The sequence below is a fragment of the Leisingera aquimarina DSM 24565 genome, from assembly GCF_000473165.1.
In the GTDB taxonomy this organism is placed as follows: Bacteria; Pseudomonadota; Alphaproteobacteria; order Rhodobacterales; family Rhodobacteraceae; genus Leisingera; species Leisingera aquimarina.
Genome location: NZ_KI421504.1, coordinates 399,422 through 414,281, shown reverse-complemented (window position 1 = coordinate 414,281; position 14,860 = coordinate 399,422). Strand labels below are relative to the sequence as shown.

The 14,860-nt window shown below is 63.5% G+C and carries 13 protein-coding genes; 6 read left to right on the top strand and 7 right to left on the bottom strand.

Annotated features, from left to right (window positions below; translation table 11 throughout):
- Positions 1 to 69 precede the first annotated feature (69 nt).
- Positions 70 to 1,719 (top strand): DUF4139 domain-containing protein, encoded by a 1,650-nt coding sequence (locus AQUI_RS0105870; protein WP_084294306.1) that lies wholly within the window; start codon positions 70 to 72, stop codon positions 1,717 to 1,719.
- Between the two features lie 176 nt (positions 1,720 to 1,895).
- Here AQUI_RS0105870 and AQUI_RS0105865 read toward each other — a convergent pair whose 3' ends face one another.
- From AQUI_RS0105865 to AQUI_RS0105835, 7 genes are all read right to left on the bottom strand, one after another.
- On the bottom strand, positions 1,896 to 2,666 hold the full coding sequence (locus AQUI_RS0105865) for an aldolase/citrate lyase family protein (protein ID WP_027256670.1): 771 nt from the start codon (positions 2,664 to 2,666) through the stop codon (positions 1,896 to 1,898).
- Between the two features lie 16 nt (positions 2,667 to 2,682).
- A complete protein-coding gene (hpaH, locus tag AQUI_RS0105860; protein ID WP_027256669.1) occupies positions 2,683 to 3,483 on the bottom strand; it encodes a 2-oxo-hept-4-ene-1,7-dioate hydratase in 801 nt (266 codons plus the stop codon).
- Positions 3,480 to 4,334, bottom strand: a complete 855-nt coding sequence (locus tag AQUI_RS0105855) for a fumarylacetoacetate hydrolase family protein (protein WP_027256668.1) — start codon at positions 4,332 to 4,334, stop codon at positions 3,480 to 3,482. Before AQUI_RS0105855 ends, hpaH begins: the two co-directional genes overlap by 4 nt.
- Positions 4,331 to 5,743, bottom strand: coding sequence for a pyridoxal phosphate-dependent decarboxylase family protein (locus AQUI_RS0105850; protein ID WP_027256667.1), 1,413 nt, complete (start codon positions 5,741 to 5,743; stop codon positions 4,331 to 4,333). The genes AQUI_RS0105855 and AQUI_RS0105850 overlap by 4 nt, the downstream gene beginning before the upstream one ends.
- 135 nt (positions 5,744 to 5,878) lie before the next feature.
- Positions 5,879 to 6,859 (bottom strand): 3,4-dihydroxyphenylacetate 2,3-dioxygenase, encoded by a 981-nt coding sequence (gene hpaD, locus AQUI_RS0105845; RefSeq protein WP_027256666.1) that lies wholly within the window; start codon positions 6,857 to 6,859, stop codon positions 5,879 to 5,881.
- Positions 6,860 to 6,946: 87 nt separating this feature from the next.
- Positions 6,947 to 8,458 carry a 5-carboxymethyl-2-hydroxymuconate semialdehyde dehydrogenase gene (hpaE, locus tag AQUI_RS0105840; protein WP_027256665.1) on the bottom strand — a complete coding sequence of 504 codons (1,512 nt, stop codon included), beginning with the start codon at positions 8,456 to 8,458 and terminating at the stop codon, positions 6,947 to 6,949.
- Positions 8,458 to 8,850 carry a 5-carboxymethyl-2-hydroxymuconate Delta-isomerase gene (locus AQUI_RS0105835; RefSeq protein WP_027256664.1) on the bottom strand — a complete coding sequence of 131 codons (393 nt, stop codon included), beginning with the start codon at positions 8,848 to 8,850 and terminating at the stop codon, positions 8,458 to 8,460. Before AQUI_RS0105835 ends, hpaE begins: the two co-directional genes overlap by 1 nt.
- Positions 8,851 to 8,964: 114 nt before the next feature.
- Between AQUI_RS0105835 and hpaR the strand changes: the two genes are divergently transcribed.
- The 5 genes from hpaR (at position 8,965) to AQUI_RS0105810 (ending at position 14,848) form a co-directional block, all read left to right on the top strand.
- Positions 8,965 to 9,405, top strand: coding sequence for a homoprotocatechuate degradation operon regulator HpaR (gene hpaR, locus AQUI_RS0105830; RefSeq protein ID WP_027256663.1), 441 nt, complete (start codon positions 8,965 to 8,967; stop codon positions 9,403 to 9,405).
- A gap of 291 nt (positions 9,406 to 9,696) precedes the next feature.
- Positions 9,697 to 10,947: a sarcosine oxidase subunit beta family protein gene (locus AQUI_RS0105825; protein WP_027256662.1), complete on the top strand. Its 1,251-nt coding sequence runs from the start codon at positions 9,697 to 9,699 to the stop codon at positions 10,945 to 10,947.
- Positions 10,948 to 10,963: 16 nt separating this feature from the next.
- On the top strand, positions 10,964 to 11,251 hold the full coding sequence (locus AQUI_RS0105820) for a sarcosine oxidase subunit delta (RefSeq protein WP_027256661.1): 288 nt from the start codon (positions 10,964 to 10,966) through the stop codon (positions 11,249 to 11,251).
- Positions 11,252 to 11,262: 11 nt separating this feature from the next.
- Complete coding sequence (locus AQUI_RS0105815) at positions 11,263 to 14,274, top strand: sarcosine oxidase subunit alpha family protein (protein ID WP_051371834.1); 3,012 nt, start codon at positions 11,263 to 11,265, stop codon at positions 14,272 to 14,274.
- On the top strand, positions 14,267 to 14,848 hold the full coding sequence (locus AQUI_RS0105810) for a sarcosine oxidase subunit gamma (RefSeq protein ID WP_027256659.1): 582 nt from the start codon (positions 14,267 to 14,269) through the stop codon (positions 14,846 to 14,848). The genes AQUI_RS0105815 and AQUI_RS0105810 overlap by 8 nt, the downstream gene beginning before the upstream one ends.
- Positions 14,849 to 14,860 lie beyond the last annotated feature (12 nt).

Genomic DNA, 14,860 nt, shown 5'->3' with positions numbered 1-14,860 from the left:
TCGGCATCAGGCGGGCAGTTCCGGCCCGCCATCCTAATTAATTGAGAGATGCCAATGAGAATTTCCTTGATGGCATTTGCCGTTTGTTCATTTGTTCAGACTGCGGCATCCGTTGCTGCGGCCGATACCCTTTCCGTCAGCAGCCGGGTGTCCGAAGTGACACTCTATCCCGGCCTTGCCGAGGTGACCCGGCGCGCTGCGGTCACGCTGCCTGAAGGGCGGCACCGGCTGATCCTGCAGAATGTTCCGAAGTCTGCGCTGCTGGAGACCCTGCAGGTTGAAATCACCGGCGCCCGCCGCATCGCCACCTTGCTGCGCGAGGATTACGTGCCGCCGCGGGATGCGGAAGACCCGGAGATAGAGGCCGCCGAAGCGCGGATCCGCGATCTTGAGGCCCAAGTTGCCTCGGTCCGGGATGAAGCTGCGGGCGCCCGCGCCGGGGTACGGGCGGCAGAGGCCTCAATCGGGTTCCTGCAGCAGCTTGGCGGCAATGAGGGCCTGGCCCAGGCGGATGCATCGGCTTTGAGCGAAATTGCGCGGATGATCTCCCAGGAGGCCGGCAAGGCGAGCCAAGCTGCCGTGGAGGCTGAAGCCGGGGCACGCCGGATTGAGCTGCGTCTGGAATCGCTGGACGCAGACCTGGCAGCGGCCCGCGCGGCACTGGCGGCCATCGCACTGGAGGACAGGGACCGGCTGCACATTGCGGTGGACGTTGAGGCAGAACAGGCGGGCGAAGGCGTGGTAATGCTTAGCTATTTCACCGCCGGAGGCGGCAAGATCGGCTGGCAGCCGTCTTATGAAATGCATCTCAGCACAGGGGATGCGGTCGAGGTTACCCTGAAACGCGCGGTTACGCTGGTTCAGGATACCGGCGAGAACTGGCAGGATGTGGCACTGACGCTGTCCACGGCAAAACCATCGGGGCAGGGCAGCCCGTCTGCCTTGCACCCTTGGCTGCGCCGGATTGAAACGCCTGAGCCTCCGCGCGCGCAGAAATCTTTTGGTTTGGATGTGGCGGAAATGTCTGCGCATTCGGAACCGGTGTTTGAGCCCCAGGCCGTTGTGGAAGACGCGCTGGGCGGATGGGCCGCAAATCTGGAAGGTGCCGCTGCGACTTACAGGTTCGGCCTGCCGGTTTCGGTCGCCTCCGGTGCCGATTTCCTGAGGCTGGAAATGGATGCGCTGACGGCCGTAGCCGAAGTGAAGGCGGTGGCGGTGCCGCATCGCGATGAGACTGCCTACAGGGTGGTGAGGTTCACCAACAGTTTCGGCGAGCAGCTGCTGGCCTCGGATGAGGTGCCGCGGTTTGCCGACGGCAAGCTGGTTGCTTTTGAGGCCTTTGCCGGACTGGCACCGGGTGCGGAGATGAAGGCGGGTTTCGGCCCGGTTGAAGGGTTGCGGCTGCGCCGCGATATGCTGCGGCAGAGCGAAGGCGGCCAGGGGCTGATCTCGCGCAGCAATGAACAGGTGCGGCAGGTGGAAATCGAGGTGGAGAACCTGACCGGCCAGGATTGGACCGTGCGTGTTCTGGACCGGGTGCCTTACTCGCAGCAGGACGACCTTGAGATCAAGTGGAGTGCCAATCCGCGGCCCACTGGGGAGAACGTTGAAAGGCAGCGCGGCATCCTGGCCTGGGATATGGAGATTGCTGCGGGTGAGGCCCGGAAAATCCGGCTGGATAGCACGCTGAGCTGGCCTGAGGGCATGATCCTGCGCTGAGGGATTGAAAGGAGTACTCCCGCCCGTCGTCAGGCATTGAAAATACCTTCCTCCCGTTGGGCGTGGCACCGCGCCGAGCGCGGTGCCACGCCCAAGGCCGCTGCCGTTGCTCTGGCTTTGCCAGGGCGGCGGGCGGGCGCGGCAGAGCTTCGCTTTTGAAGGTCTGAAGGACGGTGTTACTCCGTCTTCCAGCGCGCCGCCAACTCGCGGGCGTTGCGGGCAAGCACCATCACGTCGATGCCAACGGCCAGAAATTGTGCCCCCATGTCTGCGTAGACCTGGGTCGCCTCATCCGTGGTGCCGAGGATGCCCGGGGCGAGGCCTGCGGATTTGATACGGCGGATGGCATCGGCAATTGCCGCGCGCACCTCTGGGTGGGCGGAGTTGCCCTGGTGGCCCATGTCTGTCGACAGGTCCGCCGGGCCGATGAAGACGCCGTCGATGCCCTCGACTTGCAGGATCTCGTCCAGTGCGGCCATCCCGGCGCGGTTTTCCACCTGCACCAGCAGGCAGACCTCCTGGTCGGCGGTCTGGATGTACTCAGTGACCGAGCCGAACATGGTGGCGCGGGCCGCCGTGGCACCGACCCCGCGTACGCCCTTGGGCGGGTAATGGCAGGCACGGACCAGTTCGCGGGCCTGATCGGCGCTTTCGACAATCGGCACCAGCACTGTTTGGGCGCCGGCATCCAGCACCTGCTTGATCATCCAGGTCTCGCCAACCGGCACCCGCACCACGGGGTGGCTGGGGGAGGACGCCAGCGCCATCAGCTGATCGCGGATCGAGCGGATATCATTGGGCGCATGCTCGCCGTCGATCACCAGCCAGTCGAAACCGCAGGTGCCCATGATTTCGGCGATCTGGCAGTCGGCAAAGCTCATCCAGCAGCCGATTTGGCGCTGGCCATCGGCAAGGGCTTGTTTGAAGCTGTTCTTGGGCGCGGGCATGTGCTGGACCTCTTGTTCAGGCGAAGTTGATGGATACGGAGCCGAAGGGGCCGAAATCGGCGGCAATCTCCGTGCCCGGCGGACATTCGATGGGGCGGATGAAAGAGCCCGAGAGCACGATATCCCCGGCCTCGATCTGTTGTCCATATTCCGCCATCCGCCGTGCCAGCCACAGGACCGAGGTGATGGGATCGTTGAGCACGCCGGCGCCGAGTCCGGTTTCCTCGACCGTGCCGTTGCGGGCGGTGATGGCGCCGACCCAGCGCAGGTTATGGGCGTCTACCGCGTGGCGTTCCGAACCCAGTACCACGCCTGCGTTGGCGGCGTTGTCGCTGATGGTGTCGGTGATGATGCGTGCTTGGCCGGTCGCCGGGTCGGCCCGCAGGATTCTGGTGTCGAGGATTTCCAGCGCGGGTGCCACGTAGTCCGTGGCAGCCAGCACTTCCTCGCGGGTGCAGTCGGCGCCTGCGAGGGGGGATTTCATGACAAAGGCGATCTCTGCCTCCACCCGCGGCTGGATGAAGCGGCCTGCGGGGACGGTGGTGCCGTTTTCGAACGCCATGTCGTCCAAGAGCACGCCGCTGTCGGGTGTGGTGATGTTCAGGGCCTGTTGCATGGCGCCGCTGGTGAGGCCGATTTTCCAGCCGATTTTCCTGCGCCCTGAGGCCAGTTTCCGCCCTATCAGAGCCTGTTGTACCGCATAGGCGTCGTCCAGTGTCATGCCGGGGTAGGCCAGAGAGAGCAGGCCGCATTGCTGGCCGGTCTGCTCGGCCTTGAAGAGCGTTTCGGCGGCGTCCTGGTGCTGCTCGGGGGTCATCCCTCGTCCTCTACGGTGTTGCGCAGGATGCCGATGCCCTCGACCTCAACCTCAACCACATCGCCGGGGACCAGGTATTTCGGCGGATCGAACCGGGCGCCTGCACCGGTCGGGGTGCCGGTGATGATCACGTCGCCGGGCTGCAGGGTGGTGAAGGTGGAGATATAGGCGATCTCCTCGCGGATCGGGAACATCATCCGGCTGAGGGTGTCGTCCTGGCGGATCTCTCCGTTCACGCGGGTGAGGATGCGGGCGCCGTCCAGCTGGGAAGCGTCGATGAAGGGCACCAGCCAGGGGCCGATGGAGCCCGAGTTGTCCCAGTTCTTGCCCTGGGTGACATTGAATTTCGCGTGGCGGACCCAGTCGCGGATTGTGCCTTCATTTGCCAGTGTTAGAGCCGCGATATGATCATAGGCATCTTCCGGTTTGATCCGGCGGCCCGGTTTGCCGATCACCACGGCGACCTCGCCCTCGTAATCCAGCGTGTGGTTTTCCGGCGGGCGGATCAGCGGTTGCTCGGCACCGGTGAAGGAGCGCGGGAAGCGGGGGAACAGGGACATGTGTTTGGGCAAGGAAGACCCGTCCTTGTATTCCGCGTTGCGGTCCGGGAAGTTGACGCCGACGCAGAGGATCTTTTCCGGGTTGGGAATCGGGATTTCATAGGTGAAATCGGTGTGGGTGACGGGTTTGCCTGCGGCGGCCTTGGCCAGCGCGGGCAGGCCGTCCGCAGCGATTACCTCGCGCATAGTGGGCCAGTCGGGGAACCGCAGCGACAGGGCGATCATGCCGGCGTCTGTTGCCGCGCCATAGAAGATCTCGCCATCGGCGGAGTAGGTGGCAAAGCGCGTCATGGCAGGGTCCTTGCGATTTCGGTGATGACATCATAGGCCATCATCACGTCTGCTTCGGTGGTCTCAAACTGGCCGCCCTGGAAGCGGATCACCAGCTGGCCATCGACGCGGGTCTGGGTCAGGTAGATGCGGCCGTCGTCGTTGATCGCGTTGACTAACGCGAGGTTCAGATTGTCCAGATCGGTGGCGCCTTCCGGTGTATAGCGGAAGGTCCAGAGCGACCACATCGGCGGCGTGGTAATCTCGAAATCAGGCTCTAACTTAAGTTTTTCGTGCAGTTGAGCCGACCAGATGATGTGATTCCTCAGGCGCCGGCGCAGTCCTTCGAGGCCGTAGGTGCGGATCAGGAACCAGATCTTCAGCGCGCGGAAGCGGCGGCCCAGCGGCACCGACCATTCGGAGTAATTGATGATGCCGTCGTGGCCGTGGGTCTTCAGATACTCCGGGCTGATGGCGAGGGTCTGCACCAGATCATCGGGGTTCTTCAGGAAATGGGCGGAGCAGTCGAACTGCACGCCCAGCCATTTATGCGGGTTGAAGACGATGCTGTCGGCGCGCTCTACCCCCGGCCAGTAATGGCGGTATTCCGGGCAGATCATCGCGGAGCCGGCCCAGGCGGCGTCGACATGGGTGTAGAGGCCGTATCTTTCGGCCACGTCCAAAACCTTGTCGACGGGGTCGGTGGCGCCGGTGCCGGTGCCGCCGACGCAAAGGATTACGCCGGCAGGCTGGTGGCCTGCAGCGAGGTCGGCCTGAATTGCGGCTTCCAGCGCAGCCGAGTCCATGCCGCGCCAGTCGCCCTTGATGGGCACGCGGATCAGGTTCTGCTGACCGATGCCCGCAACCCAGATGGCGCGGTCGATGGAAGTGTGGACCTCGGACGAGCAGTAGATGCGCATGGCCTTTTGCCCGAACAGCCCCTGTTGGTTGCCCTGCCAGTTCAACGCTTTCTCGCGCATGGTCAGGACGGCTGCGAGGGTGGCGGAAGACGCGCTGTCCTGGATCACGCCCTGAAACGGCTCCGGCAGGTCCAGCGCCTGGCGCAGCCAATCCATCATCCGGGTCTCCATTTCGGTTGCCGCCGGAGAGGTCTGCCACAGCATGCATTGCGGCGCGATGGCGGAGGCGAGGAACTCGGCCAGTACTGAGGGCGCGGCGGCGTTGGAGTTGAAATAGGCAAAGAAGCGGGGGTGCTGCCAATGGGTGATGCCGGGCATCACGATGTCCTCAAAATCGGCAAAGATTGCCTCCATGCCGACGCCGTTTTCAGGCGGGGTCTGGGGCAGGGCGTGCAGCACCTCGCCGGGCTGGGTCCGGGCGCGCACGGGGCGCTCGCCCACGGTCAGGTGGTAGTCCTGCGCCCAATCGGCAACCCGGTGGCCCCATTCGGAGAATTCATCCCATTTCATTTTGTTTTCCTTAAGTCTGTGCTGGAGGCACGGACAGCGCCCGGACCGACCCGTCAAATCGAAGGTTTGCCTCCGGCAAAATCGGGAGGGCGCTTCACGCCCGCCCTTCGGTCCGGGCACTGTCGTTGTGTTTCGCTAGGGAGCAATAATCGGCTGCGCGTTCAAGGTGCTGGGTTTTGGTGTGGCGCCTTCGAAAACGGAGCCTTCCTCGAACCAGCTGAGCGGCGCTGGGGCGCCCCAGAGGGTCTGGCGCTGCGGGTCGGTGAGCGACCATTTGATCGGCTCCAGATCCGGGTCGACGGTCTGGTAGTCGGAGCAGTAGATCTCAATCCGGTGGCCGTCGGGGTCGCGCACATAGAGGAAAAAGGCGTTGGAGATGCCATGGCGGCCGGGGCCGCGCTCGATGTTATCGACGTAGCCGGTGGTCGACATCAGATCCAAAAGGTCGATGATGTTCAAAGGCGTCGGCACCCAGAAGGCGGTGTGGTGCAGACGCGGCCCAAGGCCGTTGGTGAAGGCCACATCGTGCACGCCGCCCTTGCGGTGCATCCAGGCAGCCCAGATCTTGCCGCTTCCGTCGTCCTCGGTGAATTCGGTGACGCGGAAGCCCATCTCGTTATAGAAGGCGACCGAAGCGTCCACATCCGCGCTGAACATGTTGAAATGGTCGATGCGCAGGGGTTTTACCCCATTGTAGAGCCTGTATTTCTGATGAATCGGCTCCAGCCGGTCCATTTTCACATAGAACTCCAGCGGAATGCCCCAGGGGTCGCGGGTTCGTAAGGTTTTGCCCATGTGGGGGCGAACTACCCATTCGACAGGCAGGTCCTTGGAGGCAAAGAATTCTGCTGCCTTATCGAGGTCCGGTTCGTCAAAAAGCTTGAAGCCCAGAACCCCGACAGAGGCTGTGCCCGCCTGAACCAGCACGACGCAATGGTGCCCGCGTTCCTCCATTGCGCGCAAGTAGATGCGGCTGTTGTCCTCATGCGTGACCTGCAGGCCGAGGGTGTCCACATAGAAGGCGCGGGAGGCGGCGAGGTCGGTGACAGCGTATTCGACGTGGCTGAGCCGCACGATGTTGAAGGGCGGATAGAGGTTCGGGGCGGGGACGGGCATGTTCGAAACCTTTCACTTGGGGCCAGGAGCGGGAGCGAGGGGCCGGCCCCTCGCGCTCCCCGGGATATTTTTGGCAAGAGGAAGAGGTCAGGCGCCGAGACGCGGGATCTTGTGGGCGCCGGTGGCAAATCCGATGTGTTTCTGCTCCATGTAGAACTCGAAGCTCCAGTCGCCGCCGTCGCGGCCGATGCCGCTGGATTTGACACCGCCGAAGGGCGTGGGCAGGTGGCGGACGTTTTCGGAGTTCACCCAGATCATCCCGGCCTCCAGCGCGTTGGTGAAGCGCAGGGCGCGGGTGAGGTCGTTGGTCCAGACATAGGCGGTGAGGCCGTATTGGGTGTCATTTGCCAGTTTTAGAGCCTCATCTTCGTCCTTGAAGCGGATCGCGGTGAGGACCGGGCCGAAGATTTCCTTTTGCGCGATGGTCATGTCGTTGGTGGCATTTGTGAACAGGGTGGGGCGGACAAACCAGCCCGTGTCTCCGGCGCGGTTGCCGCCAGCTGCAATGGTGGCGCCGTCCTGTTTGGCTGTCTCGAAGTAGGAGGTGACCTTGTCGAAATGCACCTTGTGGATCAGCGGGCCAACCTCGGTGGCCGGGTCCAGCGGGTGGCCGACCTTGATGCTGTTGACGCGCTTCATGAGCTTGGTCTCGAAGCCATCTGCGATGCTCTCCTGCACCAGCAGGCGCGAGGAGGAGGTGCAGCGCTCGCCGTTCAGCGAGTAGATCATGAAGATTGCCGCATCCAGTGCGCGGTCGAGGTCGGCGTCGTCGAAAACCACTACCGGGTTCTTGCCGCCCAGTTCGAAATGCACCCGTTTCAGGGTATCGGCGCCCTGCTTCATGATCATCGAACCGGTCTTGCTCTCACCGACAAAGGCGATGGCTTTGATGTCGGGATGTTCGGTCAACGCTTTGCCCGCGTCCTCGCCAAAGCCGTTCACCAAGTTCCAGACGCCCGCGGGCAGGCCGGCCTCATGGGCGATCTCGGCCAGGATGCGGGCGGTCAGGGGCGAGAACTCGGCCGGTTTGTGAACCACGGTGCAGCCCGCAGCCAGCGCGGGCGCAATCTTCCAAGTTGACAGCATAAAGGGCGTGTTCCAGGGGGTGATCACGCCCACCGGGCCGATCGGCACGCGGGTGGTGACATTCATCAGCGTCGGCGATTGCAGCTGCTGGCCGTCGCGGGCGGCAGTGGCCTTGTCAGCGAAAAAGCGGAAGTTTTCGGCGCCGCGCAGGGCTGCCTTGGACATGAAGCGGATGGCCTGGCCGGTGTCCCAGCATTCGCACAGGGCAATCTCCTCGGCGCGCTCCACGATCAGATCAGCGATGCGGTGCAGGATCTGTTTGCGTTCCAGCGCGGGCATGTCGCGCCAGGCAGGGAAGGCGTCCTTGGCGGCTTTGGCTGCGGCATCAATGTCTTCGCTGCCGCCTTTGGCCACGGAACAGATCACGCTTTCATCCACGGGCGAGGCAGTTTTGAATGTGGCGCCGGAGGCGGCGGGGCGGCTTTCGCCGCCGATCAGGTTCAATATGCCGGCCTCGCGGAAACGGTTCAGGTGGCCATTCAGCGTTTCGATGTTGGTGGTAAGATCGCTCATCACTGGTCCGCCTTTTGCATGTGGTCGCGGATGGTGCCGCATTTCGGGGAAAGCTCGGGGTCGATGTCGCGCATCTCCAGCGACAGCGCGATGGAGTGCTGCTGCATGGCCGGTGCAAGGAAGGCCTGGGCCGCATCAAACACCATCTGTGCGGCGCGTTTGCGGGTGCTCAGATCGCGGCCGGCCCGCAGCCGGATGGAGATGTCGATATAGCCGTGCTGCTCCTCCCCGTCGGCAATCGAGACGTGGCTGGCCGCAAAGGCGCGCACTCGGAGGCCCGCTAGGGGGAACACGCCGGTCTCCGCTGCGGCCTGTCGCAGATGGCGGCACAGGGCGGCGATATCTGTGCGCGCCTCCATATTGGCCGAGTAGTCCAGCGTGATGTGCGGCATGTCCGGTTCCTCTCTCAAATTACTTAACATGTGTAGCAATTGCAATGCCGTGAGTCAAGCAGAAGAAACCCAAGCGGCAATTGCGTTTAGCCGGAAGCGGGGTGATAATCGGGCATGACCAGGATGATGCCCTCCACCGACCGTTCGCTGCCGATTGCCCTTCTCAGGGCGCGGGAGCGTGTGATGGGACCGATCCGTGCCCTGCTGAGCGGTGCGGGCCTGACCGAGCAGCAATGGCGCGTGCTGCGGGTGGTGCAGGAGAGCGGGCCGATAGATCCGACCCAGATCGCAGACAAGGCCTGCCTGCTGCTGCCCAGCCTGACACGGATCCTGCAGAAGCTGGAAGAGAAGCAGCTGATCAGCCGGCAGCGCGACAACGAAGATCGCCGCCGCCAGGTGGTGCGGATTGCGGCTGCAGGGGAGAGGGTCATTGCCGATAATCTGGAGGCCAGTCTGGAGCTGATGGAGCAGACCCGCCGTAAGATGGGTGTGGAGCGGTATGAGGCGCTGCTGGACCTGCTGAACGAGCTGGACGAGATCGAACTGTCCGAGTGAGTCGGCTTTGCCGCATTTGCCGCATTTGCCGCATTTGGCGCGGATGCCGGGGTGTGTGACGCAAACGGACCAGTTGACGTGTTTGAGACGCAAGGTCGCGGTTGGCTGTAATTTTTGTTTGATATCAATCATATATACTTGAAAAGTGGCCGCCTTGGCAACATGCTTGATGCTGCGTGCGCAAAGGTGATTTTCCGCCAATGACGCATATAGCGCTGCCGGTGTCCGAAATCCCCCTGTGATGTGCCGCATTTCTCACTCAATCTGCCGGGGACAGTTGATGAGGACAGCATGCGGTACTCCGGCCTGAAAGTGATCAAGGAGGCCCTGACGGGCCACAAGGGATGGCGCCCCACCTGGCGCGATCCGGAACCCAAGAAAAGCTACGATGTGGTGATCATCGGCGGCGGCGGTCATGGGCTGGCGACGGCCTATTACCTAGCCAAGGAACACGGCATCACCAATGTGGCAGTGATCGAGAAGGGCTGGATCGGCGGCGGCAACGTGGGCCGCAACACCACCATCATCCGCTCCAACTACCTGCTGGATGGCAACGAGCCGTTTTACGAGCTGTCGCTGAAGCTGTGGGAAGGGCTGGAGCAGGACTTCAACTACAATGCCATGGTCAGTCAGCGCGGCATTCTGAACCTGGTGCATACCGATGCGCAGCGCGATGCGGCGCGGCGCCGGGGCAATGCGATGATCCTGAACGGGTCGGACGCGGAGCTGCTGGATGTTGACGGCGTGCGGGCGATGTATCCGTTCCTGAATTTCAACAACGCGCGCTTCCCGATCAAGGGCGGTCTGCTGCACCGCCGCGGAGGCACCGTGCGCCATGATGCGGTGGCCTGGGGTTATGCCCGTGGCGCCGATCTGCGCGGCGTCGACATCATCCAGAACTGCGAAGTCACCGGTTTCAAGATCGAGAACGGCAAGTGCCTTGGTGTGGAGACCACCAAGGGATTCATCGGCGCCAACAAGGTCGCAAGCTGCGTTGCTGGGTCGTCGAGCCGGGTGATGGAGAAGGCGGGCATGCGTCTGCCGATCGAAAGCCATGTGCTGCAGGCGTTTGTGTCCGAGGGGCTGAAACCTGTTCTGGACGGGGTCATCACCTTTGGCGCCGGTCATTTCTATTGCAGCCAGTCGGACAAGGGCGGCCTGGTCTTTGGCGGCGATCTGGACATGTACAATTCCTATGCGCAGCGCGGCAATCTGCCGGTTGTCGAAGACGTGATGGAAGGCGGCATGGCGCTGATCCCGGCACTGGGCCGGGTGCGGATGCTGCGCAGCTGGGGCGGCATTATGGACATGTCGATGGACGGCTCTCCCTACATCGACAAGACCCATGTGGACGGGCTCTATTTCAACGGCGGCTGGTGCTATGGCGGGTTCAAGGCGACCCCGGCCTCGGGCTGGTGCTATGCGCATCTGCTGGCCACCGGCACCCCGCACAAGACAGCGGCGGCGTACCGGCTCGACCGGTTCCGCAAGGGCTGCATGATTGATGAAAAGGGCCAGGGCGCCCAGCCGAACCTGCACTGAGGAAAGGAAAAAGGCGATGATTATCAACCATCCGATCCTCGGGCCGCGGGACAGCCAGGAATTCACTTATCTTGGCGACGCAACCCTGATCGACCGGCCTGACTGGCAGGCCGAAGACGCGGCGGATCAGTTTCACGACTACCTGTACCTGCGCGACAACCCGGCGGGCGAACACCGCGAACTGTGGTTCCACGAGCAGGGCGACCGCTCCTGGCTGGTGGTGACCCGCAACACCGTGACCCATGAAATCCTGACTGTCGAACTGGCCCGCGATGTGGCCCGGACGAGGGGGCGCAGCAAATGACTGATGCAGTAATGAATACCGGAACCGTTGCGTTCCAGGCCGACGGCAGCACCGGCGCCCGCAAGGGGGTACAGGTGAACCGCCTGGACGGCGGGCTGATCAAGGGCAGCAAGGCGCTGACTTTCTCCTTTGACGGCAAGCGCTACACGGGGTTTGAGGGCGACACGCTGGCCTCGGCCCTTCTGGCCAACGGCGTGCGGCTGATGGGCCGCTCGTTCAAATACCACCGTCCGCGGGGGGTGCTGACCTCCGGTTCGGAAGAACCCAATGCACTGGTCGAGCTGCGCAGCGGCGGGCGGCAGGAGCCGAACACCCGCGCCACCACGGCGGAGCTGTATGACGGACTGGAGGCGAACTCGCAGAACCGCTGGCCGTCGTTGCAGCATGACTTCATGGCGGTGAACGACCGGTTCTCGAATTTCCTGACGGCTGGTTTTTACTACAAGACCTTCATGTGGCCTGCGGCGTTCTGGGAGAAGATTTACGAACCGATCATCCGCAAGGCGGCGGGACTGGGCAGCATCAGCTTTGAGGATGACCCGGACGCCTATGACAAGGGCTTCCTGCATTGCGATCTTTTGGTGATCGGTGCCGGTCCCACGGGCCTGATGGCGGCGCTGACTGCGGGCCGGTCCGGCGCGCAGGTGATCATTGCGGATGAGGACTTCCTGCTGGGCGGGCGCCTGAATGCGGAAACCTTTGGCATTGGCGATCTGACCGGTTCAGCCTGGGTGGAGCAGGTGCAGGCGGAGCTGGCAGCGATGCCGAATGTGCGGGTGATGCCGCGCACCACCATCATCGGGGCGTTTGACCACGGTATCTATGGCGCGGTCGAGCGGGTGTCCGACCACGTGCTGGCGCCGGAAGCGGGCAAGCCGCGGCAGATCCTGTGGCGGATCTACTCCAAGCGGGCGATGCTGGCGGCGGGGGCGACCGAGCGCCCGATCGCGTTTGAGAACAATGACCGGCCCGGCGTGATGCTGGCGGGGGCCGTGCGCGCCTATGCCAACCGCTGGGCGGCGACGCCGGATCAGACGGTTGCGGTCTTTACCAACAACGACGACGGTCATCGCACTGCCGCTGACCTGATTGCCAAAGGTGTGAAGGTCACTGCAGTGATCGACACCCGTGCCGATGCGCCACAGGTTGACGGGGCGGAGCTGTTTGCCGGTGCGCAGGTGGTCGATACCAAGGGTCGGCTGGGTCTGGAGTCGGTGCAGCTGCGTTTGGCCAATGGAACCACCCGCGACGTGCATTGCGGCGCGCTGGCGGTCTCGGGCGGCTGGAACCCGAACGTGCATCTGACCTGCCACCAGCGCGGCCGCCCGGCCTGGCGTGAAGACATTGCCGCCTTTGTCCCCGCGGGGACACTGCCGCAAAATATGTCCGTGGCCGGTGCTGCGAACGGCGATTTCTCCACCGCTGCCGCCCTGCGCGCCGGTGCCGAGGGCGCCGTGGCTGCGCTGTCGGAACTGGGGATCACGGCAAAAACCGCCGATCTGCCCGAGGCCGAGGATGCGCCCATCAACGTGACCCCCTTCTGGTATGTCAAGGAAGGCAAGGGCCGCGCTTGGCTGGACCAGCAGAACGACGTGACCGTCAAGGACGTCAAGCTGGCGCATCAGGAGAACTTCCGCTCGGTCGAGCATCTGAAGCGCTACACCACCCTTGGCATGGCAACTGATCAGGGCAAGACCTCCAACATGGGCGGTCTGGCGATCATGGCCGAACTGGCGGGCAAGCAGATCCCCGAGGTCGGCACCACCATGTTCCGTCCGCCTTATACGCCGGTGTCCTTCGGCGTGATGGCAGGCCGCTCGGTCGGCGAGGAATTCCGCCCCACCCGTAAGACCCCCAGCCACAAATGGGCCGAGGAGCAGGGTGCGGAGTTTGTTGAGGTGGGCCAGTGGCTGCGCGCCCAGTGGTTCCCCAAGGCGGGCGAAACCCATTGGCGCCAGTCGGTGGACCGCGAGGTGCTACAGACCCGGAATTCGGTCGGCATCTGCGACGTGACCACGCTGGGCAAGATCGACGTGCAGGGCAAGGATGCCGCTGCATTTCTGAACAAGATGTATGCCAATGCCTTTGCCAAGCTGCCGGTGGGCAAGGTCCGCTACGGGCTGATGCTGCGCGAGGACGGCATCGCCTATGACGACGGCACCGCGGCGCGCTTTGCCGAGGATCATTTCGTGGTGACCACCACCACCGCCAACGCAGTTCTGGTCTACCGCAACATGGAATTTGCGCGCCAGTGCCTGTTCCCTGACATGGATGTGCAGCTGATCTCGACCACCGAGGCATGGGCGCAGTTCGCGGTGGCCGGTCCTAATGCCCGCAAGCTGCTGCAAAAGGTCGTAGACCCGGAGTTCAACATTTCGAACGAAGCGTTTCCGTTCATGGGCTGCGGTGAAGTCACCGTCGCGGGCGGCTGCCGGGCGCGGCTGTTCCGGATCTCCTTCTCGGGCGAGCTGGCCTATGAGATTGCGGTTCCGACCCGTTACGGCGATGCGATGATCCGCAAGCTGATGGAAGCGGGCGAGGAGTTCGGCGCGGTGCCCTATGGCACCGAGGCGCTGGGCGTGATGCGGATCGAAAAGGGCCATGCGGCGGGCAACGAGCTGAACGGGACGACTTCGGCGCTGAACCTTGGCATGGGCCGGATGGTCAGCAAGAAAAAGGACTGTATCGGCAATAAACTGAGCGAACGCGAAGGCATGAACCAGGAGGATGCGCTGAAGCTGGTGGGCTTCAAGCCGGTGAATGCTGCCGATCCAGTGCCGGCCGGGTCGCATCTGATGAATGCCGATGGCGAGGTCAGCGCGGCCACCGATCAGGGCTATATCACCTCTGCCGCCTATTCGCCGGTGCTGGGCTGTTCGATCGGGATCGGCTTCCTGAAGCGCGGCGACGCCCGCAAGGGCGAGGTGATCCGCGCGGTCAACCCGCTGGAGGGCAAGGAAGTCCAAGTCGAAGTTGTCAGCGCGCATTTTGTGGATCCGGAAGGGGAGCGTCTCCGTGGGTAAGTTCGATAATCATGGTCTGAATGCGGTCTCTCCCCTGGGCGGGTCTGAGCCGCAGGTGGATGCCTTTGCGGGCCTCTTGATCCGCGAGGTGACGGACCGGGCGTTGGCCTCCTTGAGTGCGCGCCAAGGCGGTGAAGACGCGGTGAAATCCGCGGCGGCGTCCTATCTGGGCGGGGCTCTGCCTGAGCCTGCGAGCTGGAACGCAAACGGTGAGTTTGCCGCCTGGTGGATGGGGCCGGATCTGTGGATGGTCTCAGCCCCGCATGATAGCCACGAGCTGCTGGCGGCTGAGCTGAAGGACGCGGTTGGTGAGGCCGGTTCCGTGGTGGAGCAGACCGACGGCTGGTGCCGTTTCGACATGGAAGGGGGCCGTTGCTTTGACGTGCTGGAACGGCTGTGCAATGCCGATATCCGCGCGGGCAAGCCGGGCGATGCCACCCGCACCTCCATGGAGCATCTGGGCGTCTTCTTGCTGTGCCATGAGGCGGGGCAGAAATACTCGATCGTGGGGCCGCGCAGCTCTGCCGGGTCGCTGCATCACGCGCTGGTGGGGGCGGCGCAATCGGCGATTTAAGGCTCCAAATAG